Source organism: Mangrovibacter yixingensis, from assembly GCF_020523985.1.
GTDB lineage: Bacteria > Pseudomonadota > Gammaproteobacteria > Enterobacterales > Enterobacteriaceae > Mangrovibacter > Mangrovibacter yixingensis.
In genome coordinates, this window is record NZ_JAIVKM010000001.1 from 2,247,282 (window position 1) to 2,264,789 (window position 17,508).

Genomic DNA, 17,508 nt, shown 5'->3' on the forward strand with positions numbered 1-17,508 from the left:
CACAGGTTTTGCGCCAATTATCTTGAGACCGACTACCCCAACAGAAGTATTTCCTCGGAAGTAAATGTGTCGATAATAAATAGCAATCATGCCCAACAAAGTATGCAGTTAAATATTGCCAAGCAGAACGGAGCAGCACCAATGGCTGGCCTGAGAAGGAATACCCCTTGAACCTAAGGGAAAACTAATTTTGCTCCACCCGGGAGAGCATATGAAGCAGTGGTCCTTTGTGATTTCACACCAACACACGCTTTCTCAGATATGGGAGTCGAAAGGGTTGCTGTCTCTGGAGTCAAACCCGTCCCCAAAACTGGTATTTATCTATACTGGCTCAGGCTTCGACAATCTGTACGCCTTTGTGCAGCGCTGGCTGAAAGACAAGCTGGATAACGTTGAAATTATCGGCGTAACCACCGGTGGGCACTTTATGAATGACGCCCCTGGCAGCCAACAATTAATGGTCAGTATTACGCTGTTTGAACAGAGCTATATTCAGGCTTTACCTGTTAATATGCAGCCCCCTTCCCTGAGCACGCAGGCTATTAATCAAATTCTGCACCATACGCCTAACCTGAGCCTTGTCATGTTACTGAGCACCACAGTCAATGACGGGATCCTTAATACTGTGTTAAACCTGCAACTCCCGGAGCAAACACAGCTATTCGGGGGGGTTGTTTCACCTACACATTCAATAGGTTTGTTGTGTGGTAACGACGCACTACAAAGCGGGTTCGTATTAGTACTGGTACAAAGCCAGCATTTGCATTGCCGCACATTCAGCTACACTGGCTGGCTGCCAATGAGCATTAACCGGCGCATTACCGATGCTCAGGGCTCGTGGATAAAATCTATTGATAACTTGCCCGCATTTGAGGTTTACCACAATTACACAACTATCGAGAACGATAGCCAGTTTGCTCATGATGCACTGGCTTTCCCGGTATTGCTCCCACGTAGGTCGTTATTGCTGTCGCGGGTTCCTATTGAAGTGAATAACGCAGGCCACATTCGCGTTGCCGGGGATGTGCTTACCGGGGAAGATATTTCATTCGGCTATGGCGATGCGCACCGCAGCCTGGCCAAAATAGATAACTGGTGTACAACACTTACCGACTTCGCACCAGAAGTGTTGTTCGGTTACTCATGCACTATCCGCAATATGTTGTTTGCCGATTACGCCTGGCAAGAAACCATGTTAGCGGGCAGCCTTGCGCCGTTGAGTGGTTTTGTCACCTGGGGGGAGTACAGCTCAGTAAAAGGCAAAGTGACTCTGAATAACACCTCACTGTTGATGGTGGCCCTGCGTGAAGGCGAGGCAAGCCCAATGCCAACCAGAACGCCCTTTGTTCGCATGGCACAAACACGCCCTTCAATGATGTCGCGCCTGGTTAATTTTATGCATGTTGCCAGTGAAGAATTCCGCGAACGCAACCAGCAACTTAACTCTCAGGCTCAGACCGATAAACTTACCGGGCTATATAACCGCTACCGGCTGGACAGTGAGTTATTGTCTCTTATCAATCAGGCCAGCAATACCAGAAATTTTTCTCTGGTATTAATGGATATAGACCACTTTAAGCAAGTTAACGATATGTACGGCCACCAGACAGGCGATATTATTCTGAGAAAAATCAGTGAGCTGGTATGCGAACATTTACGCTGGCAAGATATTGCCGGGCGTTGGGGTGGGGAAGAGTTTATGTTACTGATAACCGAGAGTAATAAAACCCAGCTCATTGCTGTTCTTAAACGCCTGCAACAGGCTATCGCTCATGCCAGTATGCCTTTTGGGCTGACTATAACCTGTAGTTTTGGCGCAACACACTGGCAACCCGGTGACGATGAACAAAACATAGTCCAACGGGCTGACATCGCCCTTTACGATGCGAAAAACCAGGGCCGAAATCGGTTTGTGATTGGCTGATACCAGGCCAGCCCGAACTGTGCTGCGCCGCTCATTATCTGTGTTGTCACTCCATCTGTCTGGCAGTCAGTGAGGGTGATGATATGCAGGCAAAAGAACATATGTCTTGTTTTCCCGCCTTTATGTTCCATTGCAGGTGATAACGTTTTCCAGAAATTGTCACGTTTGCAAAAGTGGTTGTCCGGTTCTGGTGAGTTTTCTGGCAGGTTTACTATGACACTGGAGCGTTTATTGTTGACTAATCCTGTGTAATCAGTTTGTTGTTAATTCCCCGGCATACACAGCCAACCAATACTGGCTGGCAAAGGTGAACACACAGAATCTGTATGTTCACCTGCTAATAACGTGTTGGGTCAACTGACAGGCGGGGTGACACTAACGTGTCAGTTGCTGGAGCGTGGTTAACTGAGCAACAGCTTCCTGCATGGCATCCATCCCTTTCGCCACGACTTTCAGGCGCTCCAGGCTTTGGGTTACGTTATCTTTTTCATGGCTGTTTTGCTCACTCATTTTGGCAATCTGGTCTGCCGCATGAATGCTCTGGTCCGCCATTACTTGGGTTGCAGAGACCGTTTCCTGGGTAACCAGGCGTATCCGGCCAATGGTTTCCACAGACTCGCCAATACTTTGTGCGGTTGCCGTCGCCTGCTCTTTTGCTTTGTGAGCCAGGCGGCGTACTTCTTCTGCCACCACAGCAAACCCACGCCCGGCCTCACCTGCGCGTGCGGCTTCTACCGCGGCATTCAGTGCCAATAAGTTGGTCTGGTCTGCAATACTGCGAATTCCGCCAGTTATCTTGGTTATCTCCTCAGATATTGATTCCAGAGACTGCAACCCTTCTTCCAGCCGTTTTTGGGCATGTTGGGTTTCCCCGGCAGAGGTACTCATGGCACGAATACTATTCTGGGCGACATCCAGGGCGTCGCTTTGCCGGTGCGTGGCTTCTTCCAACAAGGGTAGCGCCGAAAGCAACGGGCTAAGTTCCTGCTGGTAGTTAATCACCTGGTCAATAACCCGTGATTGCAGGCGATGTAGTGCTTCCCAGCGGCGTAAGGTTCGTTGCGCATAATGCGCAGCATATGCAGCGTACTCCACCGGGAAATGGCGCATCGCATGGTTGTCTTTATCAAAAAACACCAGTGCCGAGAGTGTCTGGTTAATTGGCACCCCAAGTATTTCACCAAAACTTGAAAACCCGGCTGCTGGCAGGTTGCCAAAAAACCGTGCGGCGGGTAGTTGAGCCTTGTTTCCCACGCGGCGTAACACGCAGTCATTAAGGATCATGCCTGAAGGTGAGCCATGTTCAGCCACAAATTTTTGCCAGTCTCGTTGTGTATGGCTAATGAAGTCTGTCGCTTTCAGTAAATAGAGCCGGTCACCGAATTCCAGGTCGCAGAAAAAGTGAATACTCTCGTGGGTGATTTGCGCTACTGAGCGAATAAAAAAGTCATCGCCCACTTTCACGCCAAAGGTGTAACCTTCCAGCCCGCTGGCGAGAGCATCCGGGGAACAACCAAGTTGGCTGGCGAGATAAGGCACAATCGGGTGTTCGTGCCCGGTGTCATCAAATACGGATGTGACAGTGCGGGCAACAGGGTCGGCATGAGCAATCAGCCAGCTATTGCGTGTTGGTTCAAAATTCTGGCTTTTAAAAGGAGCAAAAGATTTTCCGTCAGCAATGCGGCAAAACACCACCACCGCCTGGCCTTGCAAAACCTGGCCTTTGCTACCAATCCAGGTACCACTGAAATCCAACTTGCCACCTGCAGAGCCGCCAATGGCCAGGCAGGGGAAACGCCCAGCTTTATACCAGGCCTGCATCAGGAAGCCTTCTGATGCCGACAGACCATCGCAATAAACCAGTGCAAAGGTATTCTCTGCTGACAGTGGAACATTGACTTGCAATGCACTGAGTTCACGTGAAATAGCATCAACGCGGGTGGCAACCGTATGGGTATCGCTGGCATGCAGGTTTACATGGTGTACTTCATGTTCTTTGACCAGGGTTTGTGGCAAAAATAGCCAACTGCCTTCCTGCCCTTCTTCATCGGCATATAAGCACTGTTTTTGTTGGCACAATGTTCCTGTGGACGAGAGCACCAGCACACTGCGAGCCGGTGTTCCAAAACGTTGCCATGCTTCACTCACCTGACGGAAATTTGCCTGGGGTGGAACAAACACCATTAATATGCCGCCTTTATCTGGCACACCCGCCTGGCGCAGTGAAGCAGGTAATTTTTGGCAATTGAACACCCCACTTACCGGGTGAGCACCTGTTAATGCACGAGCGGGTGCTGAAACAAAAGAAGATAATATTCCCATAGCGGCCTCATCGTTTTTTTCTGGAACCAGGTAATCCGCGTGGTCAGGAGGAAAAGTACAGTCTGTCACCGGTATTATCGACAAGGCGTAGCCATTATTAAGCCAAATGTTGCGTGAATGTTGTCAGTTGTGGCAATGATCGCAGTTTCATGCAACAGCCTGGAGAAAATTTGACGCAAGGAAAATAAACAGTGCGCAGGTTCGCGTTTATGGCCCTGACGCTATTTCCTCTTCAGTTCAGCAATGGGGAGTACCCCGCTATACCCCTGAAGTATAAGCTGTTTTACGGTGGGATCTGCATCACGATCTTTTCTTTCAGGTACGCTATAAATAAAGTCATTCAGGTATGACATGATTACCTGCGCATCAGGGGTTTTACGTGGTCAATTATTTTTAAATGCTGTCTGTCAACTTATTCGTTAGTCCAGTAGTTGTAGTGGTCGTCGCTGTTACTACTGTGTTCCATGTGCTGTTGGTTGTAGATGTAATAGATGTAGCTAAGGTCGTCGATGTTGTTCTAACTGTCATTGTTCGTTTAGTTGTTAAGCTGTTGCAGTAAAAAGTAATAACCGCAGTTATGAAACAGAAGTTATGAAACAGAAGTTCTGAGTTACGGTATGTCATTTCGTTAAAGCTGTAATGTTATAGATATAGTGTTATCGATGTTGTGTTTAGCCGTTTCGTTGAAGTTGAATTATCTGTGAAGTTGAAGTTGTAATATCTGTGAAGTTGAAGTTGTAATATCTGTGCAATTGGGTTTACCCACCTGTAACCAAAAAGGCGCCTGCTCTTGCAGACGCCTTTTTTACATTAAACATAATGCCGGTAGCCAGAATAACCGGTTACACAGTAAAGAGTTGGTTTAAGACGCTGCCGTGGCAGACTCTGCCTGCTGTGCTCCGCGCAAACGCCACAACACCACCCAACGCTGTAATGCCGCAACCAGAATTACCGCCCCCAGCACCACCATAATGATAGAAATAACCCCGTTAAACAGGTTGTAGCCCTTTGCAGCAGGGTTGAAGTACACATATTTCACCATCCAGTATGCGGCGTAGTTTACTGTGACATACAAATACGCCAGCGGAACCAGGCAGGTGAGGATGTAAATACGCTTTTCCGACAGGCGCAGAATAATTGTCGCGCCAATAATCAGGCCAATTGAAGCCATTAACTGATTGGAAACCCCGAACAATGCCCAAACAGAGTTGATATCCCCGGAGTTCAGCAAATACCCCCACAATGCACAAGCGACAATACTGCAACCTACCGCACCAGGTACCCAGGTGGTGCGTTTTAACGGCGGCCAGATATCACCCAAGAAATCCTGGAGCAGATAACGGGCCACGCGGGTGCCGGAATCGACGGCAGTCAAAATAAACACCGCTTCAAACATCACCACAAACTGGAAGAAGTAGGATGCCAGGTGGCTGAACCAGGGAACACGGGTAAAGATATCTGCCATCCCTACCGCCAGTGTCACAGCCCCGCCAGTACGCCCATACAGATCAAGGCCAATTTCCTGGCTCAGTTTCGGCAGGTTAACTACATCCATACCCAGGCCTGCAAAGGTGGCGGGGGCAGAGTTAATGGCGAAATAATCGGCTGGGTGTAACGCTGTTGCGGCAATCAGCGCCATCACACCAACAACGCATTCCGCACACATAGCGCCAAAAGCGACAGGCAAAATATCATTCCATTTATCAATCTGTTTTGGTGTGGTGCCAGAACCAATAAAGGCGTGGAAGCCAGAAATTGCCCCACAGGCAATGGTGATAGAGATAAACGGCCATACCGGCCCTGCCAGCACCGGACCATTACCGCTGATAAACGAGGTGACTGCCGGGAACTGAATTTCCGGGTTAATAAACACCACGCCGATAACCAGTGCGCCAAATACCCCAATTTTCATAAAACTGGAGAGATAACCTCGCGGTGTGAGTAACATCCATACGGGCAATGCGGTGGCAAAAAACGCATAGCATGGCAACACCAGGCTTACTGTGGTTGCTTTCAGGCTCAGCCATTCGCCAAATGCGGATTCCTGAATATAAGGCCCGGCCACCACACAGGCAAAAATAACCGCAATCCCTACCCAGGTTGCCGCGCGCATGTTGCCGGTATAGCGTTCCCATAAACCAACGCCAATGGCGACAGGGATAGTCATAAAGACAGCGAAAGTCCCCCAGGGGTTACGCTCCAGTGCATGCACCACCACCATTGACAAACCCGCCATGGTAATGGTGATGATGAACAACATCGCCAGCCCGGTACACCAGCCAGCCACCGGCCCCAGTTCAGATTTCGCCACCTCGGATAACGACTTACCCTGGTGTTTCATTGAGGCGAATAACACAACCGTATCGTGAACCGCGCCGCCGACAACACAACCGACCAGCAGCCATAAAAAACCCGGGAAATACCCATATTGAGCTGCCAGAACCGGGCCAACCAGAGGGCCAGCAGCAGCGATTGCCGCAAAATGGCTACCAAAGTTCACCCATTTTTTTGTTGGTACGTAATCTTTTCCGTCTTCCAGTAAATGCGACGGTGTGACTTCACTGTTATCTGTATTCAGCACTTTACGGACGAAGAACACGCCGTACAGCCGGTAACAGATAGCGAGAATGCACAGCGTGGCAATAACAAACGTCAATGCATGTGACATAGCCCAACTCCAGAGGTAAAGAAGTTCACAGCTATCTTTTCACAAGGAAAGTCTGCAACAGAGCGGTTTACCAGTAAGCGGTTATAAGCGGATTTAAGTGGCGCTATAGCGCGGTGAGCGGTGCGTGAACCCATCACACAGGAAAGCATGGTAACGGGTTCACGGTTATCAGGCCTTCAGGCCGAGCGCTACTTTCAGGTTTTTCAGGTAACGGCGACTGACAGGTACCGACTGACCATCCCGCAGTAATAATTCGGCCTGGCCACCTTCATCAAAACGAATTTCTTTCAAATGCGCCATATTGACCAGGTACTGCCGGTGGCAACGCAACAACGGTGTGCGGGTTTCCAGGGTGCGTAGCGTCAGTTCAGTAAAGCCTTCATCACCGTGCGCGCTGGTCACAAACACCCCACTCAGGCGGCTATTCACATAGCTGACATCTTCAACTGGTAGCAGATAAATACGGCTGTGCCCGGTACAAGGGATATAACGCAGATTTTCGTTGCCCTGGGGGAGTAACGCCGTGTCTTGCTCAGTGCGTTCATGGCGCAAACGGTGCAAGGTTTTTGCCAGGCGGCGAGCTTCAACCGGCTTGAGTAAATAATCAAAAGCGTGCTCTTCAAACGCCTGCACCGCATATTCGTCCCAGGCGGTGAGAAACACAATCCACGGGCGTTTTACCGGGTCCAGCATTCCTACCATTTCCAGGCCACTAATGCGCGGCATTTGAATATCAAGAAACACCACATCCGGATGTTCCCGGTGCACTGTGCCAATCCCTTCCACCGCATTGCTGCACTCACCAATTACCTGAATATCACTTTCTTGCTCCAGCATCGCTCGCAGGTTTTCCCGAGCCAGAGGTTCATCATCCACAATCAGTACGGTAATCATGGTTTTTCCTCCAAAGGCAAACGCAATGTAACCCGGGTAAAGTGTTCAGGCTGGCATTCCACCTGAATGCCACAGGCATCGCCATATCGCGCCCGCAGGCGTTTATCAACCAGCGTCATCCCTAACCCCTGCGCATCTGGCCGGGGTTGATACAACCCGGCGTTATCTTCAATACTCAGCACCAGCCAGTTGCCCTGAGAACTGGCGTTAATCGCTATTTCCCCGGTGCCCAGTAGTTGTGAAGTACCATGTTTAATAGCGTTTTCGACAATAGGTTGCAGTGTGAATGCGGGCAGGTGTTGCAGGCTCAGGCTCTCTTGTAAGTTCAGTTGCACATGCAGGCGAGACTGAAAACGCGCCTGTTCTATTTGCAGGTAAGCATTCACATGGTCCAGTTCATCAGCGAGAGTGACAATTTCCGCCGGGCGCTTAAGGTTTTTACGAAAGAACGTGGACAGGTACTGCACCAGTTCACAAGCCTGGTCTTTATCGCGCCGAATCACCGCTACCAGGGTATTGAGCGCGTTAAACAAAAAATGGGGGTTAACTTGCGCGTGTAGCAGCTTAATTTCTGACTGTGTAAGTAACTGTTTTTGGCGCTCATACTGCCCGGCGAGAATTTGTGCGGAAAACAGCCGGGCAATACCTTCACCCAGGGTACGGTTGATGGAGCTGAATAAACGGTTTTTGACTTCATAGAGTTTAATCGTGCCCACGACTATGCCATTTTCACCACGCAACGGGATCACCAGGGTGGAGCCCAGTTTGCAGTGGGGGTCCAGTGAACAACGGTAAGGAACCGCATTGCCATCGGCATAGACTACTTCGCCGGTTTCAATGGCCCGCAATGTCAGACTTGAGGAAATAGGCCTGCCCGGCAGGTGATGGTCATCGCCAGTGCCGGTGAATGCCAGCAGTTTCTCGCAATCTGTAATGGCAACCGCACTGATATCCAGCTCCTGGTAAAGCACATGGGCTACCCGCATGCTGTTTTCCTGGTTAAACCCCTTGCGCAAAATACCCTCGGTCAGGGCCGCAACTTTGAGTGCGGTGGCGGAAAACGCAGAGGTATATTTTTCCAGCATGGCGCGTTTATCCAACAGAATACGCATAAACATGGCTGAGCCCACCGTATTGGTAACAACCATAGGTGCGGCAATGCTTTCTACCAGATGCAGGGCTTCGTTATATGGGCGGGCAATCAGCAGAATAATGCCCATTTGAACCACTTCGGCAACAAAGGTGGTGGCTCCTGCTGTTATTGGGTTAAACAGCAGGTCAGCACGGCCACGATTAACTAAAATGCGGTGCATCAGGCCGCCCAGCAACCCTTCAACGATGGTGGACACCATACAACTGAATGCTGTCATACCGCCCATGGCATAACGGTGTAAACCGCCCGTTAACCCCACCAGCCCCCCAACTAATGGCCCGCCCAATAACCCCCCCATCACAGCCCCTATCGCCCGTGTATTGGCAATAGAATCTTCGATGTGCAGCCCAAAATAGGTGCCCATAATGCAGAAAAAAGAAAAGGTGACGTAGCAAAGTAACTTGTGCGGTAAACGTACCGTTACCTGAGTTAACGGAATAAATAGCCGGGTTTTACTCATTAGCCAGGCAATAACCAGGTAAACGCACATTTGCTGGAGTAACAGCAGAACAAGGTTGAACTCGTACATATACGCCCGCAGGAATCATCATGAGGATGGCTACCTTAGCGCGCAGCAGGTTCGCTTTCTTTGAAGGCTTTCAACTATTTTTGATTTTGTTGAACAGAATACAGTAAGCCATAACTTAATCGAATACGGGCCGCAAAATTACGGCCCGTAATAGGGAACTGGATGGGCGCATCGTTGCATACAGCCAGTACCCATGTTCAGCCCAGGTGCCACACCGGGTAAGTTCAGCTGTGGCTGTCACACTGCACGGAAAGCAATATCCTCAGGAATGACTTCGCCCTGCCAGTACATCTGAGCAGCAACACGGCCAGCCAGTTGCCGGTAGATAGTGGTGAACTCACTTTCCGGGCGGCTAACTACCGTTGGTGTGCCGCGGTCCAGGTCTTCACGCAGGTTAATATGCAGCGGCAACTGCCCTAATAATGTGGTGTGGTATTGCTGGGCCAGTTTTTCAGCACCACCGGTCCCGAAAATAGGTTCATGGTGGCCACACTGGCTGCAAATATGCATGCTCATGTTTTCAACCACACCCAGCACCGGCACTTCCACTTTTTCAAACATCACAATGCCTTTACGGGCATCAATCAGGGCGATGTCCTGCGGCGTGGTGACAACCACAGCGCCGGTAACCGGGATATTTTGCGCCAGCGTCAACTGAATATCGCCGGTTCCTGGCGGCATATCCAGCACCAGATAATCGAGGTCCGGCCACAAAGTTTCCTGCAGCAGTTGCATCAGTGCCTTACTGGCCATTGGGCCACGCCACACCATGGCGTTGTCATCGGTAACCAGGTAGCCGATTGAGTTGGTTGCCAGGCCGTGAGCCATGACGGGTGCCATATGGGTGCCATCTGGCGAACTGGGGCGTTCAGCTTCAGCACCCAGCATGGTGGGAACTGAAGGCCCATAGATATCGGCATCCAGAATCCCGACTTTTGCCCCTTCTGCCGCCAGCGCCAGCGCCAGGTTCACGGCAGTGGATGATTTACCCACCCCACCTTTGCCTGAACTGACCGCAATAATGTTTTTAACGCCATTAATACCGGGATGATTTTTCACCCGCTTCATGGTGGCGATATGGTGGGTTAACTTCCAGTCCACCGCTTTCGCGCCGGTAATACGCAACAGGTCTGCGCTACATTGCTCTTTCAGTTCTTCAAATGCACTGGCCCAGGCAAATGGCATCTGCAATTCAATATGCAGCGTGTCATCAAGCCAGGTGACATGGCGCAATGCTTTCAGCGCTGTCAGATTATGTTTAAGCGTTGGGTGCTGAAAATTAGCCAGTGTCCCGGCTACCATTGCTCGCATGGCTTCAGGGGACTTAACCTGGGATTGAGAATTCATCCCGACTCCTTTGCTTTATTCTTGTGATGTGAACCGGCAGGCTGCAAAAGCACTGCACAATAACTTAAGCATACCAGAACTCCCGCCTGCTCCGGGTAGTGGTGTAAAAATTTCTCATACATTTGCATGCTGCTGCGCATTTGTTTGTTCAATCTGTGTTCTGTTGGGATTTTATCCCCGAGCGGTGACGGAAAGTCGCCGTTTCGCCCTTACCAAACGCCTCCCTTTCGGGTAACATCGAAGCCCCTTTTTACAACTGAAGATGTAATTGTCACTATGGCTCAAGTCGCTAAAAAAATTCTGGTAACGTGTGCGCTGCCGTACGCCAACGGCTCCATTCACCTGGGTCACATGCTGGAGCATATCCAGGCTGATATCTGGGTTCGTTACCAGCGAATGCGCGGCCACCAGGTCAATTTCATCTGCGCGGACGATGCGCACGGCACGCCTATCATGCTCAAAGCGCAACAGCTGGGTATCAGCCCAGAGCAGATGATTGCCGAGATGAGCCAGGAACATCAGACCGATTTCGCGGGTTTTAATATCAGTTATGACAACTACCACTCTACTCACAGTGATGAAAACCGTGAGCTGTCTCAGCTGATTTACACCCGTCTGAAAGAAAACGGCTTTATTAAAAACCGGACCATTTCTCAGCTGTATGATCCGGAAAAAGGGATGTTCCTGCCAGACCGCTTTGTGAAAGGCACTTGCCCGAAATGTAAATCACCGGATCAGTATGGCGATAACTGCGAAGTGTGCGGCGCCACTTACAGCCCGACCGAGCTTATCGACCCGAAATCGGCGGTTTCTGGTGCTACGCCAGTTATGCGCGAATCTGAACACTTCTTCTTTGACCTGCCTTCTTTCAGCGAAATGCTGAGTGCCTGGACGCGTTCTGGCGCATTGCAGGAACAAGTGGCGAACAAAATGCAGGAGTGGTTCGATGCCGGGCTGCAGCAGTGGGATATCTCACGTGATGCCCCTTACTTCGGTTTCGAAATTCCGGATGCGCCAGGCAAATATTTTTACGTGTGGCTGGATGCGCCTATTGGTTATATGGGTTCTTTCAAAAACCTGTGTGACAAACGTAGCGACCTCAACTTTGACGACTGGTGGAAAAAAGACGCCGATTCCGAGCTGTATCACTTTATCGGTAAAGATATTGTCTACTTCCACAGTCTGTTCTGGCCTGCCATGTTGGAAGGTAGCGGTTACCGCAAACCCACTAACTTATTTGTGCACGGTTATGTCACGGTGAATGGCGCGAAAATGTCCAAATCGCGCGGTACCTTTATTAAAGCAAGCACCTGGCTTAACCATTTCGACGCCGACAGCCTGCGCTATTACTACGCAGCGAAGCTCTCTTCCCGCATTGATGACATCGACCTGAACCTGGAAGATTTCGTGCAGCGTGTTAACGCCGATATCGTCAACAAAGTGGTTAACCTGGCATCCCGTAACGCGGGCTTTATTGCTAAACGTTTCGGCGGCAAACTGGCAGATAACCTTGCTGATCCGGCTCTGTTCAAAACCTTTACGGACGCAGCACAAACCATTGGCGATGCATGGGAAAGCCGTGAATATGGCCGTGCCATTCGTGAGATTATGGCGCTGGCCGACCAGGCTAACCGTTATGTCGATGAGCAAGCGCCCTGGGTGGTGGCAAAACAGGAAGGCCGCGATACCGACTTGCAGGCAATTTGCTCCATGGGTATTAACCTGTTCCGGGTGCTGATGACCTACCTGAAGCCGGTGTTGCCAGTATTAGCAGAGCGTGCTGAAGCCTTCCTGAACACCACACTGAGCTGGGATGAAGTGGCAACACCATTGCTGGCACACCAGGTGAACAACTTCAAGGCGCTGTATAACCGCATTGATATGAAACAAGTGGAAGCACTGGTGGAAGATTCCAAACAGGAAACCGCGCCAGCTAAAGTGGTTACCGGCCCGCTGGCAGATGACCCGATTCAGGACACCATCACTTTCGATGACTTCGCAAAAGTGGATATGCGTATTGCGCTTATCCAAAACGCTGAGTTTGTTGACGGTTCCGATAAACTGCTGCGCCTGACACTGGACCTCGGCGGTGAAACCCGCAACGTGTTCTCCGGTATCCGTTCAGCCTACCCGGACCCACAGGCACTGATTGGCCGCCTGACAGTGATGGTCGCCAACCTGGCACCACGCAAAATGCGCTTCGGGGTATCTGAAGGTATGGTGATGGCAGCAGGCCCTGGCGGGAAAGATATTTTCCTGTTAAGCCCGGACAGCGGTGCTCAGCCTGGCCAACAGGTAAAATAAGCAACACAGTGAATCAGTGCCGGAACAGGTGTAATTGCGCATCCGGCACACTGAAACTGAGTACCAAACCGGAAAGGGAGAATACGTTCTCCCTTCAAATTGATGAAAAAGAAGGGAAAAACGTGGTTTTCCCTTCTTTTTAGTTAGCAGCCGAAAATCAATGAATTGATTTTCCTGGTTTTTTATGGGGTGACATCCCCTCGTCCTGTGTGGACATGAGGTTTGTCATCAGACTCAAGGGAGAATACGTTCTCCCTTTTTTATCGCCTGCCTGTTTGCCCATCTCGCACACAAAGCCTTATGTAACGCGCCTGTTTCACTTTATAATCGCTTTGTTAACATTAAGGAGCCCAATAATGAAAGTAACGCGATTTTTTCTGATTGCCGGTATGGTTTTGATGGCACTGGGCGGTATCGGCGGTGTAATGCTCGCTGGCTATACCTTTATTTTACATAGCCAGTAATTCTGCTTTGCAGGCACTCGAATACCTGGTCAACAATCACAGCGGCCAGCGCCACCAGCACAGCACCCTGAATAACATAAGCGGTATTAAAACCGCTCAACCCCACAATAACCGGGGTTCCCAGCGTTTTTGCCCCCACGGTTGAGGCGATGGCGGCAGTACCAATATTGATGATGACAGACGTGCGGATACCCGCAATAATCACCGGTGCAGCCAGGGGTAACTCCACTTTCAGTAGCACCTGACTGGGGTTCATCCCCATCCCTTGGGCCACTTCTTTGACTTCTGCCGGTACCGCATTCAACCCGGCAAGTGTGCCCTGTAATATGGGCAATAAACCATACAGAAACAGAGCCAGCATAGCCGGTTCGCTACCAAACCCCATAACCGGCACCGCCACAGCCAGAACGGCCACTGGCGGAAAAGTTTGCCCTGCCGCTGCCAGGGTCTGTACCAGATGGCGGAAAGGCTCACCCGCCGGGCGGGAGACCAAAATCCCCACGCCCCCCGCCACCACAACGGCACAGGCACTCGAAATTGCCACCAGCACTAAATGCGCCCATGCCAGTGAAACAAAACTGGATTGTTGCCACACTGGGCGCTCCAGCCCTGGGAACCAGTAGTGAAACAGCGGGCCACTGTAAGGCATGCCGAACAACAGGCCCAGAAACAAGGCAGAGAGCCAGAAAAGAGGTAAACGTAATAGCGCCTTCATGGTGTCACACCTTGATGAATCACATCCTGCAGGTGCAAATTCCCCACCACTTCCCCAGCGTCATTAACCACAGGCAGTACGGACCGTGCCTGCTGAATAAACGCAGATAACGCTTCACGCAAAGATAACGCCACTGACACAGGCACCCCACCACTGGGTGTTTCGCCCAGGCGTACCAGATTTTTCACGCAATACAGCCCCAACAGGCGAATTCCCCGGTCGCTGTCTCCAAAAAAGCCACGCACAAAATCGTTGGCAGGCTGGCGCAGCAAGGTATCCGGCGCCCCCTGTTGCACTACTTTGCCGTTGTCCATCAAAACCAGGTGGTCGGCCAGTGCCAGGGCTTCGTCTATATCATGGGTGACCAGAATGATGGTGCGCCCCTGAGCTCGCTGTACACGCAGGATCTCTTGTTGCAGGCTGCTACGGGTAACAGGATCCAACGCACCAAAAGGCTCATCCATCAATAGCACTTCCGGATCAGCCGCCAGCGCACGAGCCACCCCAACCCGCTGCTGTTGCCCACCGGAAAGCTGGTGAGGGTAACGCTGGTAAAACACCTCCGGGTCAAGATTGAGTAATTCCAGTAATTCCATTACCCGGCTGCGTATTTTTTTATCTGGCCAGTTCAGCAGACGCGGTACGGTGGCAATATTCTCAGCTACCGTCCAGTGGGGAAATAAACCAATAGACTGAATGGCATAGCCCATACGCCGACGCAACGCGGTAACCGGGTGGCGGGTTACCGGCTCGCCTGCAAAGCGAATCATGCCGCTGTCAAAATCCACCATACGGTTAATCATCTTCAGCGTGGTCGATTTTCCTGAGCCGGATGTACCGACCAGCACACTGAATGCGCCCTGGGCAAAATTCAGCGAAACGTCACTGACGGCTGCCTTGCCATGAAAGGCTTTGGTGACATGTTCAAATTCAATCATGGTTGTTATGCTCCAGCCGGTGAATCAGCAAATGGAAAATACGGTCGGCCAGTACCGCCAGTGCCACAACAGGAATTACCCCCAACAACACCAGCGACTGGGCGCTGGCTGATAACCCCTGAAAGATCAATGCACCAAACCCGCCTGCGCCAATCAGTGCCGCAACCACCGCCATTCCCGTAGTTTGCACCGTTACCACACGTAAATTACGTAATAACACCGGTAATGCCAGCGGCACTTCCACCTGCACAAAACATTGCCATGGTGTCATGCCATTTCCCCGCGCGCTTTCTTTAACCGCCTGAGGAACCTGATCCAACCCGGCAACCACGCCGCGCACCAACGGCAACAGTGCATATAACACCAAAGCAATGATTGCGGGAGCTACACCAATTCCACTAATGCCCAAAGAGCCTAACCACGGCAGTGCACTGTTCAGAGCGGAAAGTGGTGCTATCAGTAACCCAAACATGGCGACGGAAGGCACTGTCTGAATCACATTCAGCACACTGAACACGGAAGATTGTGCCTGTGGGGCACGGTGCAGGTATAAACCCAATGGAATGCCGATAACCAGTGCAGGCAGCAAGGTGCCGAAAGTCAGTGCCAGGTGGCGCAGTAACGCATCATCAAATACGCTTTTGCGGTTGGCGTACTCTTTCAGTAAAGACAAACCATCAAAATGACCGGCATATAACAGGGCCAGCGGGATTAGCCATAGTTGCAGGTACAAGATGGCGCGGATGGTTGGTTTTACCGAAAGCGAGCGTACTGCTTCGCTAAACCCAATCAGGCTGATTGCCAGCACAAGCCAGGTGCCGCTGGCCAGTGAGACTCTGGCATAGGGGTGAGCTTCACCCGCCAGGTTATTCGCCCATAAACCACAAGCGAGTAGCCAGCCAATAAACAGCACTTCGAATAGCAACACGACTACCGAGCGGTAACGTGGAGAAGCGAATGCCAGTAGCACAATCGCTACCAGCACCAGCCCTGAAGTTGAATATGGTACCAACCCGGCCAGCATCACAGGCTGGCCACTCAACAGGCGGTTAGGTGCCATGGTGAGTACAGGCAAAAAAAGCACGGTAACCACTAACAATGCCACCAGAACCCAAAGCACCGGGTTCTGGCGAAAACGGCTACATACGTTTTGCCACAACCTAGTTAACAAAATGGTTTGCCTTTAACCAGGTTTGCGCCACCGTGCCCGCATCCACCCCTTCCACTGCAATACGGGCATTGAGTTGCTGTAAGGTTTTTTCATCCAGTGCGCTGAACACCGGTTTTAACCAGGTGGCAATATCCGGGTGCTCTTTGAGTACCGCTTCACGAATAACCGGAGCGGGTGCGTAGACGGGTTGTGTGCCTTTCGGGTCGGTCAATGTGCGCAAACCCAGTGCAGCTACCGGGCCATCGGTGCCATACGCCATCGCGGCATTCACACCTGAGGTATTTTGGGCTGCCGCTTTGATAGTCACAGCAGTATCCCCACCAGCCAGAGACAATAACTGGTCCTGTGACAGGGTAAATCCATACGCTTTTTCGAAAGCTGGCAATGCATCTGGGCGTTCAATAAATTCGGCAGAAGCGGCCAGTTTGAATGTACCGCCCGCTTTCAGGTAACGGCTCAGGTCATCAAGGGAGGTGAGATGGTTTTTCTCTGCCACATCGCCGCGCACCGCAATGGTCCAGGTGTTGTTCGCCGGGGCCGGAGTCAGCCAGACAAGGTGATTTTTTGCCGCATCCAGTTGTTTGATTTTTTCATAACCTTGCAGCGGATTTTTCCAGACCGGGGAGCTGGCCTCATTAAAAAAAAATGCACCGTTCCCGGTATATTCAGGGTAGATGTCCAGCGCACCGGAAGTAATTGCACCGCGCACGACCGGCGTTGTGCCGAGCTGGATTTTATTTTCTGTTTTCACACCATGAGCATTCAGTACCTGCAGAATAATATTGCCCAGTAATGCGCCTTCTGTATCAATTTTCGAACCGACTTTCACCGGGCCTGCTGCCTGAGCGGGTAATGCAAGGGCCAGAGCCACGCCCAGTAAACATGATGACCACAGGGTATTTTTTTTCATTTTCTCTCCGTCTGTCTGTTCGTCAACCGCATGAAAAATAAGGATAGCTGAATATTTCCGGCAAATGGATGCCGGGTAGAAAAATCTTATATCCCCTAAATAATTTGGGTTCCAGGAAGACCTGCAACCTGAATTATGACGGGTATAACTGAAACAAAACGGGCCATCA

Annotated in this window: 12 protein-coding genes; 3 read left to right on the forward strand and 9 right to left on the reverse strand. The window is 50.9% G+C overall.

Annotation, left to right across the window (positions count from 1 at the left end):
• Window positions 1–211 precede the first annotated feature (211 nt).
• Window positions 212–1,924, forward strand: coding sequence for a sensor domain-containing diguanylate cyclase (locus LC084_RS10355; RefSeq protein ID WP_226571051.1), 1,713 nt, complete (start codon window positions 212–214; stop codon window positions 1,922–1,924).
• A 375-nt stretch (window positions 1,925–2,299) separates the two neighbouring features.
• Here the strand turns inward: LC084_RS10355 and LC084_RS10360 are convergent, their stop codons facing one another.
• The 5 genes from LC084_RS10360 to apbC all read right to left on the reverse strand — a co-directional run bounded on the left by LC084_RS10360 (window position 2,300) and on the right by apbC (window position 10,837).
• On the reverse strand, window positions 2,300–4,177 hold the full coding sequence (locus LC084_RS10360; protein WP_226571210.1) for a methyl-accepting chemotaxis protein: 1,878 nt from the start codon (window positions 4,175–4,177) through the stop codon (window positions 2,300–2,302).
• Between the two features lie 931 nt (window positions 4,178–5,108).
• Window positions 5,109–6,914, reverse strand: coding sequence for a carbon starvation CstA family protein (locus tag LC084_RS10365; RefSeq protein ID WP_226571052.1), 1,806 nt, complete (start codon window positions 6,912–6,914; stop codon window positions 5,109–5,111).
• 168 nt (window positions 6,915–7,082) lie between these two features.
• On the reverse strand, window positions 7,083–7,808 hold the full coding sequence (gene btsR / locus LC084_RS10370; protein WP_226571053.1) for a two-component system response regulator BtsR: 726 nt from the start codon (window positions 7,806–7,808) through the stop codon (window positions 7,083–7,085).
• Window positions 7,805–9,490 (reverse strand): sensor histidine kinase, encoded by a 1,686-nt coding sequence (locus LC084_RS10375; RefSeq protein WP_226571054.1) that lies wholly within the window; start codon window positions 9,488–9,490, stop codon window positions 7,805–7,807. The genes btsR and LC084_RS10375 overlap by 4 nt, the downstream gene beginning before the upstream one ends.
• 237 nt (window positions 9,491–9,727) lie before the next feature.
• Window positions 9,728–10,837: an iron-sulfur cluster carrier protein ApbC gene (apbC, locus tag LC084_RS10380; RefSeq protein WP_226571055.1), complete on the reverse strand. Its 1,110-nt coding sequence runs from the start codon at window positions 10,835–10,837 to the stop codon at window positions 9,728–9,730.
• 276 nt (window positions 10,838–11,113) lie between these two features.
• Here apbC and metG point away from each other — a divergent pair, with 276 nt between their 5' ends.
• Complete coding sequence (metG, locus tag LC084_RS10385; protein ID WP_226571056.1) at window positions 11,114–13,141, forward strand: methionine--tRNA ligase; 2,028 nt, start codon at window positions 11,114–11,116, stop codon at window positions 13,139–13,141.
• Window positions 13,142–13,497: 356 nt separating this feature from the next.
• Window positions 13,498–13,605 carry a protein YohO gene (locus LC084_RS10390; RefSeq protein WP_036114808.1) on the forward strand — a complete coding sequence of 36 codons (108 nt, stop codon included), beginning with the start codon at window positions 13,498–13,500 and terminating at the stop codon, window positions 13,603–13,605.
• On the opposite strand, the gene LC084_RS10395 is transcribed toward LC084_RS10390, so the two are convergent.
• Genes LC084_RS10395 through osmF form a run of 4 tightly spaced genes read right to left on the reverse strand, consistent with a single transcriptional unit; the run spans window position 13,586 to window position 17,339 of the window.
• The gene (locus tag LC084_RS10395; protein WP_226571057.1) at window positions 13,586–14,320 is read right to left on the reverse strand and encodes an ABC transporter permease; all 735 of its coding nucleotides are present in this window, start codon (window positions 14,318–14,320) and stop codon (window positions 13,586–13,588) included. The two genes, LC084_RS10390 and LC084_RS10395, sit on opposite strands and share 20 nt — an antisense overlap.
• Window positions 14,317–15,258 (reverse strand): ABC transporter ATP-binding protein, encoded by a 942-nt coding sequence (locus LC084_RS10400; RefSeq protein WP_226571058.1) that lies wholly within the window; start codon window positions 15,256–15,258, stop codon window positions 14,317–14,319. Before LC084_RS10400 ends, LC084_RS10395 begins: the two co-directional genes overlap by 4 nt.
• Window positions 15,251–16,429, reverse strand: a complete 1,179-nt coding sequence (locus tag LC084_RS10405) for an ABC transporter permease (protein WP_226571059.1) — start codon at window positions 16,427–16,429, stop codon at window positions 15,251–15,253. Before LC084_RS10405 ends, LC084_RS10400 begins: the two co-directional genes overlap by 8 nt.
• Complete coding sequence (osmF, locus tag LC084_RS10410; RefSeq protein ID WP_226571060.1) at window positions 16,419–17,339, reverse strand: glycine betaine ABC transporter substrate-binding protein OsmF; 921 nt, start codon at window positions 17,337–17,339, stop codon at window positions 16,419–16,421. Before osmF ends, LC084_RS10405 begins: the two co-directional genes overlap by 11 nt.
• Window positions 17,340–17,508 lie beyond the last annotated feature (169 nt).

Excerpts from the sequence above, each read along its gene's own strand:
- metG (WP_226571056.1), top strand. The coding sequence starts at position 11,114 with ATGGCTCAAGTCGCTAAAAAAATTCTGGTAACGTGTGCGCTGCCGTAC.
- LC084_RS10355 (WP_226571051.1), top strand. The coding sequence starts at position 212 with ATGAAGCAGTGGTCCTTTGTGATTTCACACCAACACACGCTTTCTCAG.
- LC084_RS10390 (WP_036114808.1), top strand. The coding sequence starts at position 13,498 with ATGAAAGTAACGCGATTTTTTCTGATTGCCGGTATGGTTTTGATGGCA.
- osmF (WP_226571060.1), bottom strand. The coding sequence starts at position 17,339 with ATGAAAAAAAATACCCTGTGGTCATCATGTTTACTGGGCGTGGCTCTG.
- LC084_RS10400 (WP_226571058.1), bottom strand. The coding sequence starts at position 15,258 with ATGATTGAATTTGAACATGTCACCAAAGCCTTTCATGGCAAGGCAGCC.
- LC084_RS10375 (WP_226571054.1), bottom strand. The coding sequence starts at position 9,490 with ATGTACGAGTTCAACCTTGTTCTGCTGTTACTCCAGCAAATGTGCGTT.
- apbC (WP_226571055.1), bottom strand. The coding sequence starts at position 10,837 with ATGAATTCTCAATCCCAGGTTAAGTCCCCTGAAGCCATGCGAGCAATG.
- LC084_RS10365 (WP_226571052.1), bottom strand. The coding sequence starts at position 6,914 with ATGTCACATGCATTGACGTTTGTTATTGCCACGCTGTGCATTCTCGCT.
- btsR (WP_226571053.1), bottom strand. The coding sequence starts at position 7,808 with ATGATTACCGTACTGATTGTGGATGATGAACCTCTGGCTCGGGAAAAC.
- LC084_RS10395 (WP_226571057.1), bottom strand. The coding sequence starts at position 14,320 with ATGAAGGCGCTATTACGTTTACCTCTTTTCTGGCTCTCTGCCTTGTTT.